A 19,335-nucleotide genomic window follows, 5' to 3' on the forward strand; every position below is an offset into this window, starting at 1 on the left:
CCTTAGTGCACCAGCCCCTGCCGCACCGCGTACAGCACCAGCTCGGCGGTGCTGCCCAGCCCCAGCTTCGCCAGCAGGTTGGCGCGGTGCGTGCTGACCGTCTTCACGCTGATCATCATTTCCTCGGCGATGTCGGTCACCGACATGCCGCGGATCGTCATCAGCATGATTTGGTGCTCGCGCACCGACAGGCGCTGGTGCGGCGGCCTGTCGTCCAGGCCGCGCAGCTGGTCCTGCACGCGGCCGCTCATGCGCGCGCTCAAGTACTGCCCGCCGCCGGCGATGGTGCGGATGGCCCGCACGAGTTCCGCAGGCTCCGAGTCCTTGGCCAGGTAGCCACTGGCGCCGGCTTGCACCGCCACCAGGGCGTACTGCTCCTCGGGGTACATGGACAGGACCAGCACCGGCGGGCAGCGCGCAAGCGCGCGCATGGAGGCCAGCACCTCCAGGCCACTGCGGCCTTCCATGTTGATGTCCAGCAGGACGACGTCGAAGGCATGGCCGCGCACCTGCTCCAGCGCTTCCGCACCGTTCTGCGCCTCCGCGGCGATGCGCATGTCCGGCTCGTCCTGCAGGAGCCGGCCCACGCCCGACCGGAAGATCGTGTGGTCGTCGACGACGAGGACGCGGATCATGGCAGCCTGCTCACAGCAGCGGCACCTTCAGCACCAGCTGTGTTCCCTGTCCTGCCGCGGAGTCGATGGTGAGTTCGCCGCCCGTCGCCCGGGCCCGCTCTGCCATGCTCAGCAGCCCCAGGCAACCCGGCGCCAGTGTGGACGGCAGGAAGCCGCGGCCATCGTCGCGCAAGGACATCACGAACCAGTCGTCGTGCTCGGAGAGCGTCACCTCGACCCGCTGCGCCTGCGCATGCCGCGCGACGTTCGTGAGCCCTTCGTGGAAGATGCGGTAGACCGCGATCGCCCGGCGGGGCGACAGCCGCAGCGGCGCTTCCTCGCCCGTCAACGCATGCTGCACGCCGGATCGGGCGGTGAATTCCTCCAGGTCGCGGGCGATGGCCACCACGAGTCCGGCATGGTCGAGGGCGCTGGGGCGCAGCGACTCCGAGATCGCCTTCACGGTCTCGATGATGTTCTGCGTGAGCCCCAGGGCGCCGTCGGTGAGCTCGCGCAGCTCGCCGGTATCCACCCGGCGTGCGATGCGCGTCACGTCCATCTTGAGCGCGGTGAGCATGCCGCCCAGCATGTCGTGCACGTCGCGGGCGAAGGTCAGCCGCTGCTCCTCCAGCTTCTGGTTGGTGTAGGCGGTGAGCTGCTGCAGCTGCTCGCGCGAACGCTGCAGTTCGGCATCGCGCACCATGCGCTCGGAGACGTCGATGCCCACGCCGCCGACCGCTGGGCGACCCCGGAACATCATCCGGCTGCCGTGGATCTCGATGTGCACGACGTGGCCATCGCGATGCAGCCCGCGGGTGACGAAGCGCAGGCTCGGGACTTCGCCGTTGAGCCGCTGGTAGTAGCGGTGCAGCACCGTCTCGTACATGTCGGGCGCCACCAGGTCGCGCAGTGTCTTGTTCTCCAGCTCCTGCGGCGTGTAGCCCACCATCGCGGCCCACGTGGCGTTGGAGTAGACGAATCGCTCGTCCTGCATGATGTAGATGCCGGCCAGCGACTGCTCGATGATCGCCTGGAAGGGGATGTCCGGCGCTTCGTCGCCCAGCGTGCTCATCGCATGGATTCTAGGGAGCGGCCCCGCGCCACGACCAAGCCGTGGTTTCCCTAGCGGAGGCTCGGAATCGTCTGATGGTTCCCGTCGATGGGGCTGCCACCGTGGTGTTCGATCTGTCGGCCGTGCAGCCGCATGCCTGCGTCAGTTTCCGAGGCGGCTTGATGTTCAATAAATGAGTACACTGGTACCTTGGTAACAAGGAGCCAGTTGTGTCCGATGCCGAATTCATCCTGTCCTTCGAGGAGGGTCGGCTGCCGCCTGAGCAGTTCGATCACCGGGCGCACCTGCGCGCCGCGTTTTGCTATCTCTCGCGCCATCCGTTTCTCGAAGCCTGCGTGGCGATGAGGGACGGATTGCAGCGCTTCGCGGCGCGCATCGGCAAGGCGGGCCTGTATCACGAGACGATCACGGTTGCCTTCATGAGCCTCATGTCGGAACGCATGCAGCGTCATCCGCAGGCGGATTGGGAGACCTTCATTGCACGGCATTCCGATTTGTGCGAACGGGACCTGCTCTCGCGCTACTACCGATCCGAGACGCTCGCGTCGCCCTTGTCACGGGTCAGCTTCTTGATGGGTGATGCCTGCCGGAAGGAGGTCGAAGCATGAAGCGTGCATCCGGCGCCGCGGCGAGCAAACCCAGTCGCAAAAAGGCGGAGGCCCCTGCACCAACGCCACCCGATCTGACGGTCGAGCGTGTGCAGACCGGGCTTCGCATCGAGAAGCGGATCCTGAAGGTCCTGAAGGCGGTGGCCGAATACCACGACCTCAGCCTGGGGGACTTGCTCGAAGGGATCGTGCTGCATGCCTTCGAAGGGAAGTGCGCCTTTGGTCCGCAAAGCCTGCAACGCATCCAGACGCTGAAGCGCGTCTACGACCTTGATCTGGATGCAACGGCCTCGCACCAGCTGGTTGAACCGTGACCGGCGCATGCCGCCCATGCGCACGTTACGCCGAGCGCCGCACCACCAGCGTGTGGGCCAGCGTCACCGACGACGGCATCTCGCCCGCGATGCGCCGCAGCAGCAGCTGCATCGCATGCTCGCCGAGTTCGCGCCGCGGCTGCGCAATCGTCGTCAGTGCCGGCTCGAAGATGCTCGCCAGGGGCACGTCGTCAAAGCCGACCACGGCGAGGTCATCGGGCACCTGCCGTCCTGAGGCCATCGTCGCCTTGATCGCACCAATGGCCAGCGTGTCGGCCACGGCGAACACTGCCGTCGGCGGCTGGTCGAGCGCGAGCAGCCGACGCGCGGCCAGCTCGCCCAACGGGTGGTCGATGCCGCCCACGATCTGGATGTAGTCGGCCCGTTCCTGCAGGCCGGCTTCGCGCAATGCATCGCGATAACCATCGCGGCGCTGCTGCGCGTAGAGGTAGCGCTCGTCGCTGTTGATCAGCGCGATGCGGCGGTGGCCTTTCGCCAGCAGGTACAGGACCGCGTCCTTCGCGGCCAGCCGGTGGTCGATGCTGACGTGCGGGATCTGCTCATCGGGCACGAATTCCGAGCACGCCACCCAGGGCAGCGAGCGGACCTCTTCGCTGACCATCTGCTGCGTGGTGTACGGGTCCATGCAGACCACGCCATCGTAGAAGTGGCGGTTGAGCATCTGCGCCACCGTGCGCTCGCGCGCCTCGCTGAGCCCGGTGTCGCACAGCAGCAGTTCGTAGTCGTGCTCGCGTGCGGAGGCACCAAGCCCTCGCACGATCTCGGCGTAGTAAGGGTTGGCGAAGTCGGGCACGAGCGCCAGCACCATGCGCGTGCGCGAAGTCCGCAACGAGCGGGCCGCCACCGTCACACGGTAGTTCAGCGACTGCATGGCCGCTTCGACACGCTGGCGGGTCTCTTCACGAACCGACGGGTGGCCGTTCAGCACGCGCGAAACCGTCGCGGTGGACACCCCGGCCACGCGTGCGACATCGACAACTGCAACCATGAAACGATCCTGTAACGAGGAATGTAATGGTATCGCACGCCGCTTCGCCAGGCATGTCCATCGCGGGTTTGCACGAGTATGACTCAAAATGAAATGGATTACATTGAAACGCAACATGAGCCTGGCGATACGTTTCAACGGTGTGGTGAAGGCATTCGGCCCGGTCACGGTGCTGAACGGCGTCAGCTTCGCCTTGTCGCCCGGTCGCGTGGTGGGCCTGCTCGGGGAGAACGGGGCCGGCAAGTCGACGCTGATGAAGATCCTCGCGGGCTACGAGCAGCCCACGGGCGGTGTCGTCGAGGTCGACGGCCGGCCCCGGCAGTTTGCGGGTTCGCGTGAGGCAGAAGAGGCGGGCATCGTGCTGATCCACCAGGAGTTCAACCTCGCCGAAGACCTGACGATCGCGCAGAACATCTTCCTCGGCCATGAAAGGAAGACGCGCCTGGGCCTGCTCGATGACGCGACGATGCGCGCAGGCGCGGCGCAGGTGCTGGCGCAGGTCGGCCTCAAGCGGGGCCCTGACACACTGGTGCGCGAACTCATCGTCGCCGAGAAGCAGCTCGTCGAGATCGCGAAGGCGCTCGCCCGGCACGCCCGCCTGCTGATCATGGACGAGCCGACCGCGACGCTGACGCCCGGCGAGACCGAAGCCTTGTTCGCGCTGATGACGCAGCTGCGCTCCGAGGGCGTCACCATCATCTACATCTCGCACAAGCTCGACGAGGTCGAGCGCACGACCGACGAGGTGGTCGTGATGCGCGATGGCCGCTTCGTCGCCCACAAGCCGACGGCGCAGCTGACCCGGCACGACATGGCCAAGCTGATGGTGGGACGCGAGATCGCCGACCTGTACCCGGCGAAGGATTCTCCACCGGGCAGCGAGGCCGTGCCGCTTCTGGAAGTCGAAGGGCTGACCGTGCCCGGCTGGGCTGAAGACATTTCGTTCGAGGTGCGTCCCGGCGAGATCCTTGGTTTCGCCGGCCTGGTCGGCGCCGGCCGCACCGAACTGTTCGAGGGCCTGCTCGGCCTGCGGCCGCATCGCGTTCGCCGCCTGGCACTGCAGGGGCGCACGACGCAGGTCCGTTCGCCACGTGACGCGGCAGACCAGGGCATCACCTACCTCAGCGAGGACCGCAAGGGCAAGGGCCTGCACGTCGACCTGGGGATGCGTCAGAACCTGACGCTGATGGCCTTGCAGCGCTATGCGCGGCCGTGGCTCGCACCGGCCGCCGAACGTGCGGCGCTGCGCGATGCAGTGCAGCGCTTCGGCATCCGCACGGGCAACACCGAGATCCGTGCCGCGTCCCTGTCCGGCGGCAACCAGCAGAAGCTCGCGCTGGCCAAGGTGTTGCATCCCGAGCCGAAGGTGGTCGTGCTCGACGAGCCGACGCGCGGCGTCGATGTGGGCGCCAAGAGCGACATCTACCTGCTGGTCCAGCAGCTCGCGCGAGAAGGGCGGGGCGTGCTGGTCGTTTCCTCCGAGCTGGTCGAGCTCATCGGCCTGTGCCACCGCGTCGTCGTGATGCGCGCCGGACGCATCCAGGCCGTCCTCGATGCCTCGCAACTGACCGAAGAGAACCTGATTGCCCATGCGACCGGAACCCGCCACTGACCGCTTCTCCTGGGCCAGGCTGCATGCCCTGGGGCCCATCGCCGGGCTGGTGCTGCTGTGCATCGCCGGCACGCTGCTCAACCCGGAGTTCGCCACGCTGGACAACGCGTTGAACGTGCTGACCCGCACGGCGTTCATCGGGATCATCGCCGTGGGCATGTGCTTCGTGATCATCTCGGGCGGCATCGACCTGTCGGTGGGCTCGATGGCCGCACTCATCGCCGGCGCGGTGATCCTGGCGATGAACGCGCTCGGCCAGGCCGGGTGGGGCAGCACCGTGGTGGTCGCCGCAGGCATGGGCTTCGCCCTGCTGCTGGGCGCGCTGTTCGGCCTGGCGCATGGGCTGCTCATCACGCGCGGCCGCATCGAGCCGTTCATCGTCACGCTGGGCACGCTGGGCATCTTCCGCGCCTACCTCACCTACTTCTCCAACGGCGGCGCGATCACGCTGGACAACAGCCTGGCCGATGCCTACAGCCCGGTGTTCTACGGCAGCCTGCTCGGCATTCCGGTGCCGGTGTGGGTGTTCGCGCTGGTGGCGCTGGTCGGCGGGCTGATCCTCAACCGCACGGCCTACGGCCGCTACGTGCAGGCCATCGGCTCGAACGAGCAGGTGGCGCGCTACGCCGCCGTCGATGTCGACCGCATCAAGGTGCTGACCTACATGCTGCTGGGCGTGTGCGTGGGCACGGCGACGCTGCTGTACGTGCCGCGCCTCGGCTCGGCATCGCCCACGACCGGCATCCTCTGGGAGCTGGAGGCGATCGCCGCGGTCATCGTCGGCGGCACCGCGCTCAAGGGCGGCGCCGGCAGCATCACCGGCACGGTGGTCGGCGCGGTGCTGCTCTCGGTCATCAGCAACATCCTCAACCTCACCAGCATCATCAGCGTGTACCTCAACGCGGCGGTGCAGGGCTTCGTGATCATCGTCGTCGCCTTCTTGCAGCGCAGGCGGCGCTGACCCCACCCGACACGTTCACACCCGCAGCGCGGCTGCAACAACACCTGGAGACCCGTCATGACTTTGCGTTCAACCCGTCGACTCCTCATCGCCGCGGCGGTGATGGCAGCAGCAGCCCCCAGCGCCGTGTGGGCGCAGAACAAGGTCAACCTCGGCGTGGCGATTCCCGCCGCGACGCACAGCTTCACGGCCGGCATCGTCTGGTGGGCGAACGAGGCGAAGAAGGAGCTCGAGAAGGCCCACCCGGACCTGAAGATCACGATCAAGACGGCCGCCAACGCCGGCGAGCAGGCCAACCAGCTGCAGGACCTGATGAGCGCGACCAAGATCAATGCGCTCGTCGTCTTTCCGTTCGAGTCCGCCGCGCTGACCAAGCCGGTCGCGCAGGTGAAAAGCAAGGGCGTGTACGTCACTGTTGTCGACCGCGGCCTGACAGACACCAGCGCGCAGGACGCCTACGTCGCCGGCGACAACACCGCGTTCGGGAAGATTCCGGCCGAATACCTCGCGAAGGCGCTGGGCGGCAAGGGCAACATCGTGGCGCTGCGAGGCATCGCGACGACGCTGGACAACGAGCGCATGGATGCCTTCAACGCGGTGATGAAGAACCACCCGGACATCAAGCTGCTCGACGCGAAGTACGGCAACTGGAACCGCGACGATGCGTACAAGGTGATGCAGGACTACCTGACGCGCTTCAAGCAGATCGACGCGGTGTGGGCGGCCGACGACGACATGGCCTTCGGCGTGATGAAGGCCATCGACCAGGCCAAGCGCAGCGACATCCGCATCGTGTTCGGCGGCGCCGGCGCCAAGGGCATGGTCAAGACGCTGATCGACGGCAAGGACCCGCGCATCCAGGCCGACGTGTCGTACTCGCCGAAGTTCATCTACGACGCGATCAAGCTGACCGCCGAGGCGCGGCTGAAGGGCGACAAGCTGCCGCCCACGACGATCGTGCCCTCGGTGCTGATCACGAAGGAAAACGCCCAGAGCTTCTACTTCCCGGACTCGCCGTTCTGATGGCCCACGGGCAGTACGCACAGGGAGCCACGACATGAACAGCATCCAGGGGCCGGCGATCTTCCTCGCGCAGTTCGCCGGCGATGAAGCACCCTTCAACTCGCTCGAAGGGATTGCGCGCTGGGCCGCGTCGCACGGCTACGTGGGCGTGCAGATGCCGACCACCGCGCCGCAGCTGTTCGACCTTGAACGCGCAGCCGCGAGCGATGCCTACTGCGATGAGGTCAAGGGCATGCTCGCGCAGTTTGGCCTGCAGGTGACGGAGCTGTCGACGCACCTGCAGGGCCAGCTTGTTGCCGTGCATCCGGCGTATGACCTGCCGATGGACGGCTTCGCGCCGGCTGAGTTGCGTGGCCGGCCGGCCGCGCGCACTGAATGGGCGATCGGGCAGTTGAAGCTTGCGGCGAAGGCCTCGCAGCGGCTCGGGTTGACTGCGCATGCCACCTTCTCCGGTGCGCTGGCGTGGCCATACCTCTACCCGTGGCCGCAACGGCCTCCAGGGCTCATCGAGGCTGCGTTCGAAGAACTCGGCCGACGCTGGACACCGATCCTCGACGCGTTCGACGAGGCCGGCGTCGACGTCTGCTACGAGGTCCATCCGGGCGAGGACCTGTGCGACGGCGCGAGCTACGAGCGATTCCTGGACGTGGTGAAGCAGCATCCGCGGGCCTGCCTGCTGTACGACCCCAGCCACTTCGTGCTGCAGCAGCTCGATTACCTGGCGTACATCGATCTCTACCACTCGCGCATCAAGGCCTTCCACGTGAAGGATGCCGAGTTCCGCCCGACCGGGAAGCAAGGCGTCTATGGCGGCTTCGCCCCCTGGATCGAGCGCGCCGGTCGCTTTCGATCGCTCGGCGACGGGCAGGTCGACTTCGGCGCGATCTTCAGCAAGCTGACGCAGCACGGCTACCGCGGCTGGGCGGTGCTCGAATGGGAGTGCTGCCTGAAGCATCCGGAGCAGGGCGCCGCGGAAGGGGCGCCGTTCATCCGCGACCACCTGATCCGCGTGGCGGACCGGGCGTTCGATGACTTCGCCGCGAGCGGTGTGGATGCGACCGCGATCCGGCAGATGCTGGGGACCGACAAATGACACCGCGCCTGCGCCTGGGCATGGTGGGCGGCGGGCAGGGCGCGTTCATCGGCGCCGTGCATCGCCTGGCCGCTCGCATGGACGACGAGTACGAGCTGGTCGCGGCGGCACCGTCGTCGAACGCCGAGCGGGCGAAGGCCAGCGGCGATGAGCTGCGCCTCGCGCCCGAACGCGTCTATACCGACTACCGGGAGATGGCACGCGCGGAGGCGGCGCGCGGCGATGGCATCGAGGTGGTCGCGATCGTCGTGCCGAATCACCTGCACTGTGACGTCGCCTGCGCCTTCCTCGAAGCCGGCATCCACGTGATCTGCGACAAGCCGCTGACCACCAATTTGGCCGATGGCGAGAAGCTGCTCGCGCTGGCCAGCGCCAAGCGCTGCCTCTTCGCCCTCACGCACAACTACAGCGGCTATCCGCTGGTGCGCGCGGCACGCGAGCTGGTCGCGTCCGGCGCGATCGGCGACCTGCGGATCGTGCAGGTCGAGTATGCGCAGGACTGGCTGGCCCAACCGCTGGAACACGGCGACAACCGGCAGGCAGCGTGGCGAACCGATCCGGCGCTCGCGGGGCCGGCCGGCTGCCTGGGCGACATCGGATCCCATGCCGCACACCTGGCCGAGTTCGTCAGCGGGCAGACACCCAGCCAGATCAGCGCCGAGTTGACGACCTTCGTGCCGGGCCGCCGCCTCGACGACCATGTGCAGGTGCAGTTGCGCTACGCCAGCGGCGCACGCGGAATGCTGTGGGCCAGCCAGGTGGCCTGCGGCGAAGAGAACGGCCTGCGCCTGCGCCTGTACGGCAGCCGTGGCGCACTGCGCTGGCAGCAGGAGCAGCCCAACGAGCTGTGGTTCAGCGAGCTGGGCCAGGCCGCGCGCCGCCTGACCCGCGGCATGCCGTGGCTGCCGGGCGCTGCCGCGGCGGCGACGCGCATTCCCGCGGGCCACCCGGAGGGATTCATTGAGGCCTTCGCGCAGCTGTATCGCGATTTCGCTGCCGATGTCCGCCGCCATCAGCGTGGCGAGAACGTCGACCGGCTGAGCGTGCCGGGCCTGGCCGACGGCGTTCGCAGCCTGGCCTTCATCGACGCTGCGCTGCGCAGCCATCGGTTGGCGAGCGCGTGGGTGGCGTTGCAGAATTAGCGCCATCCCAGCCTGTTGGCCCGAAGCTTCCCATGAAGATCCTGAAGAAGGTGGCCGTGTGGCTGCTGTCGCTGACTGCTGTTCTGGTGGTCGTGGTCTGGCTCGTTTACCAACTGCCATCGTTTGGCGGCGTGTCCGAAGGCGCGCGGCTGGAGAGATTGCGCCAGTCCAGGCAGTTCCACGGCACGCGCTTCGAGAACACGCCGCCCTACGTCAGCCTTCTCTCATTCATGCGCGAGATGAAGGCGTACATGGGCGACGAGGTGCGCGAGCCGCAGTTCGAGGTGCCGGTGGTCCGGCTGCCGGCCGAGCAACTGGGCCGTCCTGTCGCGCCGGGAATGCGGGCATGGTGGCTCGGGCATGCGAGCGTGCTGCTCGAGATCGACGGGGTGCGCATCCTCACCGACCCCGTGCTGTCCAAGCGTGCCTCGCCGTTCCAGTTCGTGGGGCCGGCCCGGCTGCATCCAGCGCCGCTTGCCATCGGCGACCTGAAGAATGTCGACGCCGTCGTGATCTCGCACGACCACTTCGACCATCTCGACATGGACACGATCCAGGCGCTGGCCCGTGGCGGCACGCATTTCTACGTGGGCCTCGGAATCGGCGCGCACCTGGAGCGCTGGGAGGTGCCTGCGGCGCAGATCCATGAGATGGACTGGTGGGACTCGGCGCAGCTGCGTGGCGTGGCCATCCATTGCACCCCTGCACGCCACTACTCCGGCCGCAAGCGCATGGACAACTCCACGCTGTGGGCATCCTGGCTGGTGAAGGGGCCTGACCATTCCGCCTACTTCAGTGGCGACACGGGCTACGCGGGTCACTTCAAGGAGGTGCGCGAGCGTCTCGGTGCGCCGCAGCTGGCCATGATCAAGATCGGCGCCTACGGTGACACCTGGCTCGACATCCACATGAATCCGGAGTCGGCCATCCAGGCGCATCGCGACCTGGGCGCAGACATCCTGCTGCCGGTGCACTGGGGGACGTTCAACCTGGCCTATCACGCATGGGAAGAGCCGGTGGTGCGCGCGGTGAAAGAGGCCCAGGTGAAAGGCGTGCAGATCGTGACACCGCGGCCGGGCGAGAAGCTGGAGCTGGGCACACCGTTCGTCAACCAGGCCTGGTACTTGAAGCCGGCGCGCTGAGGCCGCGACTGTCAGCGCCCGGTTGCGCATGGACACCGTTTGGTGGCCCATGTCCATGGCGAGACGTGGAATTGGTCACACCTGGCTTGACCACTGCCACCAAGGCGGCGCAACAATAGCGCATGGCGGTTCAAGATCACGAATCGGACTGGCAGGACACGCAGCAAAGTGGGCAGCCCGGTGTGGCGCCCACGCATGAGGTCCATCGTCCCGCTGCGCAGCCACAGCCGCTGAGCTGGCGGCATCCCCTGGTGCTGACGCTGGTGGCGCTGTCCATCGTCGCGGTGCTGACGCTGGGCGTGCGAGGCTGCACCGAGCGCAAGGCTCGCCTGGCCCGTGAAGAGATGGCGCGGGTGAATGCGCAGACTGCGCACCAGATGCAGCTTCAGGCCGAGCAGCAGCAGCGCGAAGAGATTGCGCGGCAGCAGGCCAGGCAGGCCGCACTGGACCAGCAAGAAGCGGCCAAGCGGCAGGCCGCACGCGAGCGTGAGCAACAGGAAGAAGCAGCACGGCGGGCCGAGGTGGCCGAAGCCGAGCGCAAGGAGCAGGCGTGGGCGAAGTTCTACCGCAAGCCTGCCTCCTGCAATGACGCCATGACAATGGCCTGCACCAACGACTACATCCGGGCCAAGCGCGACTTCGAGCGGAAGTACGCGAAGGGTGAACTCTGAGCGGTGCGGTGGCGAATCACCGGCAGCAACTGCCTGACGCCCAGAGCATCCTGTTGGCGGCGGAGTAGATCACCAGGTTGCCGTCGTTCTGGACGGCCAGCCGGGCTCCAGGGTTGCCCGCAGTGCGGCTGGACCACAGCGCAATGCCGTTCTTGTCATACACCACGAGGTTGCCGTCCCCTTGCATCGCGCCGCGGGCCAGCGGATGTCCCTCAGTTCGGCTGGCCCACAGTGCCTTGACTCCTTGGTACAGCACCAGGTTGCCGTCTGCCTGCATGACCAGCTGGAAACGGCCGTCGCACGAGTTCACCGGGATGCCGATCGTGAATGAACGGTTGGCCCCAACCACACCGCATGCCGCCGGTGCGGGCGAGGGTCCGGGGTTGGCGGGGATCGCTGCGGTATTGCCTGCATGCCCGGCGTACACCCGGCCGATCTCGTAGGCCAGGCGCAGGTACCAATCGCTGGGCAGCGAAGCGCCGTCGGCGTCGAGGGTGAGCCAGTAGCCCTGCTCGGGCGCTTGCTGCCGGCTGGAGGCCACCTTGAAGATCGACGTCGACTCGTTGACCTCGTCGAACATGGCGATCTTGACGGCCTGCGCTCCGGCGGCCTTTGCGTTGAAGGATTGACGCCACAGAAACCGGCCTGCGTCCCGGGGGATCTGGTTCTGCGGCGAGTTGCGGTTCAGGTTGTGCCAGGAGAAGCCGGGGAAGATGACCGGCAGGTACATCTGGTGGTTGGCGTTCGTCTGCGCCAGATCGGCCACCAGCATCGTCGACTTCCATCGGTCGGCGCCGGCTGCGTCCACGTACGAGCCCACGGTCCACGGTTGCACGATGTCCAGGCTCGCATACACCGCCGGCCATCCAGGCGCGGCCGAGCTCGACATGCCCCCGGCGCGCCATCCTGCGGGAACACCGCCCATCACGGTCAGGCCCTGGCTCTTGAACCAGTTGATGAGGCGCTGGGCGAGTGCCGGGTTCGAGATGTGGTGGTCGTCGCCCCAGCCCAGGCCCCACAGCGACACGAGGGGTTTTCCGCCGTGCCGCTGGTAGGAAGCACTGGCGGTCAGCTGCAGCTCGTCGACAAGATGGCGCCAGTCGGCCTGGACGCGAGCCAGCAGCTGGTCGTCGCTGACGCCGGCGTAGCTCATCGAGAAGTCGTACTCGATGGCGAAGCTGCGGCCGTTGTCCTGCGCGGCGTGGCGAAGGTTCTGCACGACCACGTCGTTCTCGCTTCGCAGCCACGGCAGGTCGGCGATGAAGCGCTGCAGGAGCGCGCCGTCGATGCCGTAGTTGCGCATCCACCGGAAATGCGTCTGGGCGGTCTCCTTGGGGAATGACGAGAACAGCTGGGCGGGTTGGCCCTGCGCCGTCATGCCGGGAACGATGCAACGCGAGGCCGCGGCAAGCCCGCTGGTGTCCGGGTAGGCGTCGATGGTGAGGGTGGCGGCCGACGGCGCACCACCCCGTGACCAGTGCGACCACGAGTTGGCGGGCGCGCCGTCTCCAGGACAGCGGAACCAGCCCTGGTAGCCCACGACCACCTTGCCGGCGAGTGTCGATGCATCGACGGATGTGGCTTGCGCCGACGCGGACGCGGCCATGAAAGAGGCCACGGCACCGACGAGGACGGCGCGGATGGTTTGGCGAAAGTGCTTGTTCATGGCTTGTGCGGAGTCAGCCGCCTCGCTTCAGCAAGCGGCATTCGGAGGCCAGCGCCAGCAGGTTCGGGTCGCGTTCGCGCGAGCGCAAGAAGTTCAGGCCGATCTGCTGGCGCAGCTGGAAGCGTGGTTGCAAGGGGATGAGTTGCACCTTGCCGGCGAGCACGTCGCGCACCCGGCCCGGCAGCAGCGTGCAGCCCACGCCGCCGCTGACCAGGTTGATGAGCGTGAAGATGTCGTCCACCTGGATCACGATCCGAGGTGTGAAGCCGGCGATGCGAAAGGCCTGCGCAAATCCTTCGCGCGTGGCGAACCCGTCCGACAGGGCCACGAAACGCTCATCCGCGCATTGCGCGAGGTCGACTTCGGCCATGTGCGCGTACTTCGAGCCCACCGGGGCGGCGAAGTCGATGTGGTCGTCGAAGAGCGTCACCGACTCGATGTCGGGTTCGCCGTCGGGGTTGGCCATCAGCGCCACGTCGGCGGCGCCTGAGCGCAGCTTGCGCAGCAGTTCGGCGTTGGAGCCCATGACCAGTTCGGTCTGCAGGTCGGGGCGGCGTTGCTTCATCCGCGTGACCAAGGTGGGCACGGTCTTCACGCTCAGCGAGTACAGCGATCCGATGCGGATGCTGCCGGCCGAATAGCCGCCCATTTCGCGCGTGGCCTGGATGCCGTCGTTCATGACTTCCAGAGCGGCGCGCGCCGAATCGGCGAGCACGCGGGCGGCTTCAGTCGGAAGCAGCTTGCGGCCCTCGTGGCGGAAGAGCGGGCAACGCAGGGCTTCTTCCAGCGAATGCAGCGCGCGATGCACGCTCACCGTGCTGAGGTCGAGCATCTCCGCCGCGCGCGAGAGGTTGCCCGTTTCCATGAAGGCCAGGAGGATCTCGAGCTTGCGGAAGGTGATCTCTTCCGTGATGGCGATGCGCATGCGGCCTCTTTCGAACGGTCGGCACATGCTAGCGGTGGGCGCCGGGACGCTGGTGTGTCCCGGTGCATCGAAGCAACTCCACTCCCTTGAACGCAGGGTGGGAAAACTACGCAGGTGTCGCGTCAGCGACGCCGCTGCAAGACGGTCAGTGGTACCCATTGGTACCTCGTCACTTCCAGCCCGGCATCTCGTCGAGCGTGAGCACGTTGTCGGCCCGGTACAGCGCCGGCAGCGAGGACTTGTTGTCGTTGATGAAGTCGGGCCACAGCATCACGAAGGTCCACTTGTTCTGTGCCGCCAGCATCGCGGCGGTGGGCATGAACTGGCACTCCGACACAGCGATCGGCTTGCCGCCCGACACCCGCTGCATGGTGTTGTAGTTCGCCTGCGTCCAGCCGGTGTTGTAGATGTCCAGCGTGGCGAGGTCGAAGTAGGCGCTGCCCGGGTTGTACGCGTCGATCTCCGTGCTCAGGTTGCTGAAGTCCTGCACGTTCCAGACCCAGATGATGTTGTCCAGGCCCTTGGTCTTGGCGAGGTAGTCGTGGGTGATCTGGTACAGCCGGGCGGTGCCGTTCGCACCCTTGTGGCAGGCCCACCAGAAGGCGCACTGGTTCATCTCGTGGAAGGGGCGGAACATCACCACCACGCCCGAGTTCTTCAGGTCCTGGAAGTGCACGGCGAGCTTGTCAAGGCGCTGCAGCCAGGCGTTGTTCAATGATGTCCCGCTGGTGGTCAGCTCCTTGAACTGTGCATCGCTCAGCTTGGCCGGGTGCGCGCCGCCGATGTCGTCCCACGAGCAGTATTCGTCGCGTGTCGGTGAGCAGGCGTGGTACATCAGCGCCACCATCGCGCCCTTGCCGAACTGCCGCTTCGCTTCGGTGATGACGGTGCCGCGGTTGTTGACATCGGTGCTACCGAAGCCGAAGTCCGCTCCCCAGAAGGACGAGACGCGCCCGGTGATGGCGGTGATCTTGTCGGTGTCGCCGGTGGGATTGGTGCTCGCGCTCTTGTTCTCGATGCCGACCATCGCCTTCTTACCGGAGATGCCGGCGATCCAGTCCAGCATGCGCTGGCGTGTGGCGGCCGTGGGGCTCGTCGTGCCGCCACCGCCGGGTGTCCACGTGCTGGCCTCCAGGGTCCATTGCTGGTTGGTCTGCCCGTTGCAGCTCCACTGCTGCACATTGGCGCCGTCCGTGGTGAACTGCCCGGCCACGTCGACGCATTTGCCGGAGTGCCTTGCCACGAGGGTGACGCGGCCTTCGGAAGAGGGCATGAGCGAGAAGCGCTGGTTCGCTGCGCCGGCATCCGACCACTGCTGCACGTTGGCCCCGTCGCTGGTGTCGGAGCCCCACACTTCCACCAGCTTCTTGCTGTTGGCGTTGGCAATGCGATAGAACCCGTCGCTGTCGCGGCTGACGTCGAAGGCCTGTGCGCCCGAACCGTTGCAGCTCCACTGCTGCACGTTGCCGCCGTCGGCGATGGAGGCGCCGGCGACGTCCAGGCACTTGCCGCTGTGGGCTGCCTTGAGCGTGTAGCGGCCGGATGCGACCTCGGTGGCCGCAGCGAAACGCCAGCGCTGGTTGCTGGTGCCGTCGCAATCCCATTGCTGGACGGCTGCTCCAGCCGCGGTGCTGCGGTTGGCCACGTCCATGCACTTGCCGCTGTGCATGGCCCTGACCCTGAAGCCGTCGCCATCGGAGAGGAGGGCGAAGCGCTGGTTGCCGTTGGCCGACGGTGCCCATTGCTGAAACAGCGCACCGTTGGACGTGGACATGCTGGCGACGTCCAAGGCCTTGCCGCTGAGGACGTCGACGAGGCCATAGGCACCGCTGCCATCGGCGGTCACCTCGAAACGCTGCGACATCGCGCTGGTGCAGGCAGCCTGCTGGGCCTTGGTGCCGTCGGCCATGCTCGCGCCGGGAATGTCCAGGCACAGGCCGGAGTTCTCCACGCTCAGCGTGTACTGGCCGATGGGCAGGGCGCCGCGGCCGGCCGATCCGAACGGAACGAGGTAGAACTGCTGCGCACCAGATCCATTGCAGGTCCACTGCTGGATGTTGGCGCCGTCCGACAGCGAGGCCGACGCCACGTCCACGCACTTGCCGCTACCGCTGTTGACGAGCCTGAAGCGATTGCCCTGCGTGCGGTGAAGCTCGAACCGCTGCGCGTTGGAGCCGTTGTCGGCCCACTGCTGCACATTGGCGCCGTCCGCCGTCGAGGCGGATGCCACGTCCATCGCCTTGCCGCTGTTGGCGTTGACGAGCCGAAAGACATGGGTGGAGGTCTCGGTGAGGTCGAACGCCTGCGCGAGGTTGTTGTTGCAGCCGGTCTGCTGGATGTTGCCGCCGTCCGCCTTGCTCGCTCCCGCCACGTCGACGCATTTGCCGCTCAGGACATTGACGAGGATGTACCGCCGCGACGGCGTGAGCACCGGCGCTGCCGCCTTGGAGCGTGTCGCGACCGATGAATCGAGCGTCGCCGGATGGCTGGCATCCATCGCGCCGTCAGCGCTTTTGCCGCCGCCGCAGGCCCACAGGCTGCACAGGGCCATGGCGAGCATGGGGAGGTACGCCCCGCGGGGGAGGTGAGTGAGAGTGGGCATGGTTGTTCCCTCTGCGCCGGAAGACATGCGCCCGGCGATGTTTTTGATGTGAGACCGGCGCGTACCGTAGTGGCAGCGGGCATCGCGATCAATTAACGCCGCATCGGCGTTGCTTACGTCCAGAGGAACGTTCGAGGGAAAGCACCAAGCCTTTGCTCACGCCTTGTTGCAGGGCGGGGTGCTTGTTGCCATTCGGGCGAGGAGGGTGCCCGGGCGGCCGCGGTCTGTCCCGCGGACGCTTCAGGAGATAATGGCTGCCGGTCAGTTCAGGAAGAACGTGGCATCCGCCTTGTCCGTCGTCGATGAGGTCGGCCGGATCGGTTCGCTGTACAGCAGCGAGTTGCCGTGCCGCATGAAGTTGCCCGGAAAATTGATGGACTCGAAGGACATCTGGTTCGCGTTGGCAAAGCCCACGCGCACGCGCCAGGTGGCATCTGCCTTGAAGAGGTCGGTGCCGTCATTGGCGTCCTTCCACACCTCGCCATTGCGATGGCGAACGTACTGGCCGGGAAAGTTCACTGACTCGAAGGACACCCCCAGCGGATCGGCCAGGCCCGGCACCATGCGCCATTGCGAATCCGCCAGCGGCGACACGTTCGGGTCGATGCGGCCGCGGCTGTCCATGTGGCGGATGTAGCTGCCCGAGAAGGCGGACGCCGCGAAGCGCACGTTGGCCGGCGTGAACGCGGGGGCGATCACGGCCAGCGGCGTGCGGGCCAGGTTTGGCCCCGACCAGGTGACGTGCATCGACGACGGACCCGTGCCGTGCACGTACTCCACGCGGACCGGGTAGTTGGTGTTTGCGCTGAGGTTGATCCCGCCTTGCAGCGTGCCGCGGCCGCCACCGGTCCTGTTCACCACCTGCACGTTGTTCACCCAGACCCGCGCGACGTTGTCTGCATCGGCGTAGAAGGAAGCTGCAGGTCGCGGTCGGACGGATGGTGCCGTTCCAGCGGATCGAGTAGTTCGTCTCGTTCACGCCGGCCGAAGCGTCGGGCGAGGCCGTGCCGCGCTCGGTGTTCAGGTCGAAGTCGATCATCGGCTAGACCGAGGTCTTCTTCAGCGCGCCGAAGTTGTCGTTGTAGTACTCGACGTTGAACAGCGGCAGGTTGGCCGTGTTGCCGTTGAGCGCGACCACGTCATTGACCGCCCAGGGGTGGCCGTCCGGATAGACCACGCCATGGAAAGGCGTCGCGGGCTCCGGCGCACCGTCTGGGTTGCCCCAGGGGAAGCGCGTGTTGGTTCGGCCGATGCCGAACTCCCACATGATGTAGCCCGTTGAACGGCCCCCGTAGTTCGAGACGATGCCGGGCACGCTCTGGCTGCCGCGGTTCATGCTCTCGGAGTTCAGCACGTTCGGTCCATAGGGGCCGGGGTAGTCGCCGCCGTAGGGATGGAAGGAGAAGAAGTCCGAGAAGTACCAGCCTTCCCAGATCTGCACTGATGGCGCGCCGATCGGGATGGTGGTGCCGGTGTCCTGGATCGCGATGCGGGCATCGTTCATCAGGTGGATGGTGCGTTCGCGCTGGGCGCCGAGGGCATTGCAGCCCGGCTCGTTGGCCTGTTCCCAGAACAGGATGCGGCCATCGGTTTTGAGTGCAGTGACGATCTGCTGGACGTACTGGCGCACACGCGGCTTGTAGCCGTTGAAGTAGTTGTTCTTGACGTTGTCGCCCGGCGACTGCACCCAGCGGCTGTTGTGGCGGCCGGGAATCGGTGCGCCCTGGTCGCCCAGGTGCGGGTTCGCGTCCCAGCAGTCGTCGAAGAAGATCGGCGAGACCTTCATGCCATGGCGTGCGGCAATCTGCAGGAAGTTCTCGAACTTCGACAGCAGGTCGGTGGCATCGTTTTCCCAGAGCAGGTAGTGCGGGTAGACCGCCACGGTGTTGAAGCCGTAGACCTGGGCATATGACAACTCGCGCTCGACGATGACCGGGTCCTAGCTCTGCCACCAGTCGACGTAGTTCACGCGATCGGTGGGCGTGTAGACCGCGCCCTTCACGCTGGAGAAGTCGAAGCTGCGGATGGCCACGGTGCCGTTGTTGGTGATTGCCACGTTGTTGAAGGTGGCGTTCGTGCCCATCACGCGCAGGCCCGCCGCGCCCGAGAGGTAGACATCGTCGCCGGCGCTGACCACGCGCACGTTGTTCACCCACACTTCGATGCTCTTGCCCGAGGACACGAGCTTCAGGTGGTAGAAGGTGTTCGGCGTTACCGTGTAGGGGTAGGAGATGAGCTGCGTCCAGTTGTTGTTGGCACGCCCGACGACCACCGCGTTGTTCAGCGTGGACAGGCCGACGTAGTAGCCCGAGTAGGCGTCGGTGCCGGTGCCGAGGTTGCTGGCGCGGAAGATGAAGCCGGCGTCGCCGCCGGTGCCGACGGCGATGTCGGCCTCCATGGTCGAGCTTTGGTAGTTCGACCCTGCGATCACCGACTTGAAGCCGAGCCCGCTGTTGACGCTGTGGTTGGCGCCGTTGTGTGTCCAGGCTCCGCCGTAGTCGGTCCAGGTCTGGGCGAAAGCCGGGACCGCTGCATGCAGCAAGGCGAAGCCGATCACTGCGGCAAACAGGTGCCGCAGCAGTTGCTTGGGTGGAGACATCTCGTCCTCCGGGTTTGATGGGCGGCACCGCGTCGTGCCTTGTTGTCTCCTGGTGCGGCGCCGGTTCTTGTCGCGGGCGCTCGCCGTTCAGCCAGTTCTTGGGGGCGCTGGTTGCCGTCTCCTTGGGACGCCATGCCGCGGGCCACGCCAACTTCTCGAACCGGTGACCACGCAACGCTGTTTGGGCGGCCGCAGTCTAGGGGTAGGCGGTCATGTGTCACCAATGACGATTCGGCCACGTCGCATACGCATTTCGGTATGCATGGCCGGCCCGGCCTGCTC

General features: G+C 66.6%; 18 protein-coding genes and 1 pseudogene. 9 read left to right on the forward strand and 10 right to left on the reverse strand.

Annotated features, from left to right (window positions below; genetic code table 11):
* Positions 1–2: 2 nt before the first annotated feature.
* Positions 3–635 carry a response regulator gene (locus tag DZC73_RS20040; RefSeq protein ID WP_124542129.1) on the reverse strand — a complete coding sequence of 211 codons (633 nt, stop codon included), beginning with the start codon at positions 633–635 and terminating at the stop codon, positions 3–5.
* 10 nt (positions 636–645) lie between these two features.
* Positions 646–1,686, reverse strand: coding sequence for a PAS domain-containing sensor histidine kinase (locus tag DZC73_RS20045; RefSeq protein WP_124542130.1), 1,041 nt, complete (start codon positions 1,684–1,686; stop codon positions 646–648).
* A gap of 209 nt (positions 1,687–1,895) precedes the next feature.
* Between DZC73_RS20045 and DZC73_RS20050 the strand changes: the two genes are divergently transcribed.
* Entirely contained in the window at positions 1,896–2,294 is a 399-nt protein-coding gene (locus tag DZC73_RS20050) for a hypothetical protein (RefSeq protein WP_124542131.1), read from the forward strand.
* Positions 2,291–2,608: a hypothetical protein gene (locus DZC73_RS20055; RefSeq protein WP_198414900.1), complete on the forward strand. Its 318-nt coding sequence runs from the start codon at positions 2,291–2,293 to the stop codon at positions 2,606–2,608. The genes DZC73_RS20050 and DZC73_RS20055 overlap by 4 nt, the downstream gene beginning before the upstream one ends.
* 25 nt (positions 2,609–2,633) lie before the next feature.
* Here the strand turns inward: DZC73_RS20055 and DZC73_RS20060 are convergent, their stop codons facing one another.
* Positions 2,634–3,617, reverse strand: a complete 984-nt coding sequence (locus tag DZC73_RS20060) for a LacI family DNA-binding transcriptional regulator (protein WP_124542132.1) — start codon at positions 3,615–3,617, stop codon at positions 2,634–2,636.
* Positions 3,618–3,732: 115 nt separating this feature from the next.
* Here DZC73_RS20060 and DZC73_RS20065 point away from each other — a divergent pair, with 115 nt between their 5' ends.
* The 7 genes from DZC73_RS20065 to DZC73_RS20095 all read left to right on the forward strand — a co-directional run bounded on the left by DZC73_RS20065 (position 3,733) and on the right by DZC73_RS20095 (position 11,261).
* Entirely contained in the window at positions 3,733–5,229 is a 1,497-nt protein-coding gene (locus DZC73_RS20065; RefSeq protein WP_124542133.1) for a sugar ABC transporter ATP-binding protein, read from the forward strand.
* Positions 5,207–6,190, forward strand: coding sequence for an ABC transporter permease (locus tag DZC73_RS20070; protein WP_124542134.1), 984 nt, complete (start codon positions 5,207–5,209; stop codon positions 6,188–6,190). The genes DZC73_RS20065 and DZC73_RS20070 overlap by 23 nt, the downstream gene beginning before the upstream one ends.
* Positions 6,191–6,292: 102 nt before the next feature.
* Positions 6,293–7,213, forward strand: a complete 921-nt coding sequence (locus DZC73_RS20075; RefSeq protein ID WP_235835216.1) for a substrate-binding domain-containing protein — start codon at positions 6,293–6,295, stop codon at positions 7,211–7,213.
* A 34-nt stretch (positions 7,214–7,247) separates the two neighbouring features.
* Positions 7,248–8,306, forward strand: coding sequence for a sugar phosphate isomerase/epimerase family protein (locus DZC73_RS20080; protein WP_124542136.1), 1,059 nt, complete (start codon positions 7,248–7,250; stop codon positions 8,304–8,306).
* The gene (locus DZC73_RS20085; RefSeq protein ID WP_124542137.1) at positions 8,303–9,448 is read left to right on the forward strand and encodes a Gfo/Idh/MocA family protein; all 1,146 of its coding nucleotides are present in this window, start codon (positions 8,303–8,305) and stop codon (positions 9,446–9,448) included. Before DZC73_RS20080 ends, DZC73_RS20085 begins: the two co-directional genes overlap by 4 nt.
* Positions 9,449–9,480: 32 nt before the next feature.
* Entirely contained in the window at positions 9,481–10,590 is a 1,110-nt protein-coding gene (locus DZC73_RS20090; protein WP_124542138.1) for an MBL fold metallo-hydrolase, read from the forward strand.
* A gap of 122 nt (positions 10,591–10,712) precedes the next feature.
* Positions 10,713–11,261 carry a hypothetical protein gene (locus DZC73_RS20095; protein ID WP_124542139.1) on the forward strand — a complete coding sequence of 183 codons (549 nt, stop codon included), beginning with the start codon at positions 10,713–10,715 and terminating at the stop codon, positions 11,259–11,261.
* Between the two features lie 16 nt (positions 11,262–11,277).
* On the opposite strand, the gene DZC73_RS20100 is transcribed toward DZC73_RS20095, so the two are convergent.
* The 7 genes and pseudogenes from DZC73_RS20100 to DZC73_RS20125 form a co-directional block, all read right to left on the reverse strand.
* The gene (locus tag DZC73_RS20100; protein WP_124542140.1) at positions 11,278–12,927 is read right to left on the reverse strand and encodes a xylosidase/arabinosidase; all 1,650 of its coding nucleotides are present in this window, start codon (positions 12,925–12,927) and stop codon (positions 11,278–11,280) included.
* A gap of 13 nt (positions 12,928–12,940) precedes the next feature.
* Positions 12,941–13,852, reverse strand: a complete 912-nt coding sequence (locus DZC73_RS20105; protein WP_124542141.1) for a LysR family transcriptional regulator — start codon at positions 13,850–13,852, stop codon at positions 12,941–12,943.
* Between the two features lie 169 nt (positions 13,853–14,021).
* Entirely contained in the window at positions 14,022–16,412 is a 2,391-nt protein-coding gene (locus tag DZC73_RS20110) for an RICIN domain-containing protein (protein WP_161974658.1), read from the reverse strand.
* Between the two features lie 303 nt (positions 16,413–16,715).
* A complete protein-coding gene (locus DZC73_RS20115; RefSeq protein WP_268879052.1) occupies positions 16,716–17,201 on the reverse strand; it encodes an AbfB domain-containing protein in 486 nt (161 codons plus the stop codon).
* A pseudogene (locus tag DZC73_RS30485) lies at positions 17,187–17,348 on the reverse strand (PA14 domain-containing protein); the annotation flags it as partial. The gene DZC73_RS20115 and the pseudogene DZC73_RS30485, both read right to left, overlap by 15 nt.
* Before the next feature lie 148 nt (positions 17,349–17,496).
* Positions 17,497–18,369, reverse strand: a complete 873-nt coding sequence (locus tag DZC73_RS20120) for a hypothetical protein (protein ID WP_124542144.1) — start codon at positions 18,367–18,369, stop codon at positions 17,497–17,499.
* 24 nt (positions 18,370–18,393) lie between these two features.
* Positions 18,394–19,053: a family 16 glycoside hydrolase gene (locus DZC73_RS20125; protein ID WP_124542145.1), complete on the reverse strand. Its 660-nt coding sequence runs from the start codon at positions 19,051–19,053 to the stop codon at positions 18,394–18,396.
* Positions 19,054–19,335 lie beyond the last annotated feature (282 nt).

This window comes from Rhizobacter terrae (assembly GCF_003852895.1).
Lineage (GTDB): Bacteria > Pseudomonadota > Gammaproteobacteria > Burkholderiales > Burkholderiaceae_C > Albitalea > Albitalea terrae.

What these genes read in the sequence shown, in the direction of transcription:
- DZC73_RS20040 (WP_124542129.1), bottom strand. Translation starts at nt 635, where the DNA reads ATGATCCGCGTCCTCGTCGTCGACGACCACACGATCTTCCGGTCGGGC.
- DZC73_RS20045 (WP_124542130.1), bottom strand. Translation starts at nt 1,686, where the DNA reads ATGAGCACGCTGGGCGACGAAGCGCCGGACATCCCCTTCCAGGCGATC.
- DZC73_RS20055 (WP_198414900.1), top strand. Translation starts at nt 2,291, where the DNA reads ATGAAGCGTGCATCCGGCGCCGCGGCGAGCAAACCCAGTCGCAAAAAG.
- DZC73_RS20060 (WP_124542132.1), bottom strand. Translation starts at nt 3,617, where the DNA reads ATGGTTGCAGTTGTCGATGTCGCACGCGTGGCCGGGGTGTCCACCGCG.
- DZC73_RS20065 (WP_124542133.1), top strand. Translation starts at nt 3,733, where the DNA reads ATGAGCCTGGCGATACGTTTCAACGGTGTGGTGAAGGCATTCGGCCCG.
- DZC73_RS20070 (WP_124542134.1), top strand. Translation starts at nt 5,207, where the DNA reads ATGCGACCGGAACCCGCCACTGACCGCTTCTCCTGGGCCAGGCTGCAT.
- DZC73_RS20075 (WP_235835216.1), top strand. Translation starts at nt 6,293, where the DNA reads ATGGCAGCAGCAGCCCCCAGCGCCGTGTGGGCGCAGAACAAGGTCAAC.
- DZC73_RS20080 (WP_124542136.1), top strand. Translation starts at nt 7,248, where the DNA reads ATGAACAGCATCCAGGGGCCGGCGATCTTCCTCGCGCAGTTCGCCGGC.
- DZC73_RS20085 (WP_124542137.1), top strand. Translation starts at nt 8,303, where the DNA reads ATGACACCGCGCCTGCGCCTGGGCATGGTGGGCGGCGGGCAGGGCGCG.
- DZC73_RS20090 (WP_124542138.1), top strand. Translation starts at nt 9,481, where the DNA reads ATGAAGATCCTGAAGAAGGTGGCCGTGTGGCTGCTGTCGCTGACTGCT.
- DZC73_RS20095 (WP_124542139.1), top strand. Translation starts at nt 10,713, where the DNA reads ATGGCGGTTCAAGATCACGAATCGGACTGGCAGGACACGCAGCAAAGT.
- DZC73_RS20100 (WP_124542140.1), bottom strand. Translation starts at nt 12,927, where the DNA reads ATGAACAAGCACTTTCGCCAAACCATCCGCGCCGTCCTCGTCGGTGCC.
- DZC73_RS20105 (WP_124542141.1), bottom strand. Translation starts at nt 13,852, where the DNA reads ATGCGCATCGCCATCACGGAAGAGATCACCTTCCGCAAGCTCGAGATC.
- DZC73_RS20110 (WP_161974658.1), bottom strand. Translation starts at nt 16,412, where the DNA reads ATGCTCGCCATGGCCCTGTGCAGCCTGTGGGCCTGCGGCGGCGGCAAA.
- DZC73_RS20115 (WP_268879052.1), bottom strand. Translation starts at nt 17,201, where the DNA reads ATGCACGTCACCTGGTCGGGGCCAAACCTGGCCCGCACGCCGCTGGCC.
- DZC73_RS20125 (WP_124542145.1), bottom strand. Translation starts at nt 19,053, where the DNA reads ATGTCTCCACCCAAGCAACTGCTGCGGCACCTGTTTGCCGCAGTGATC.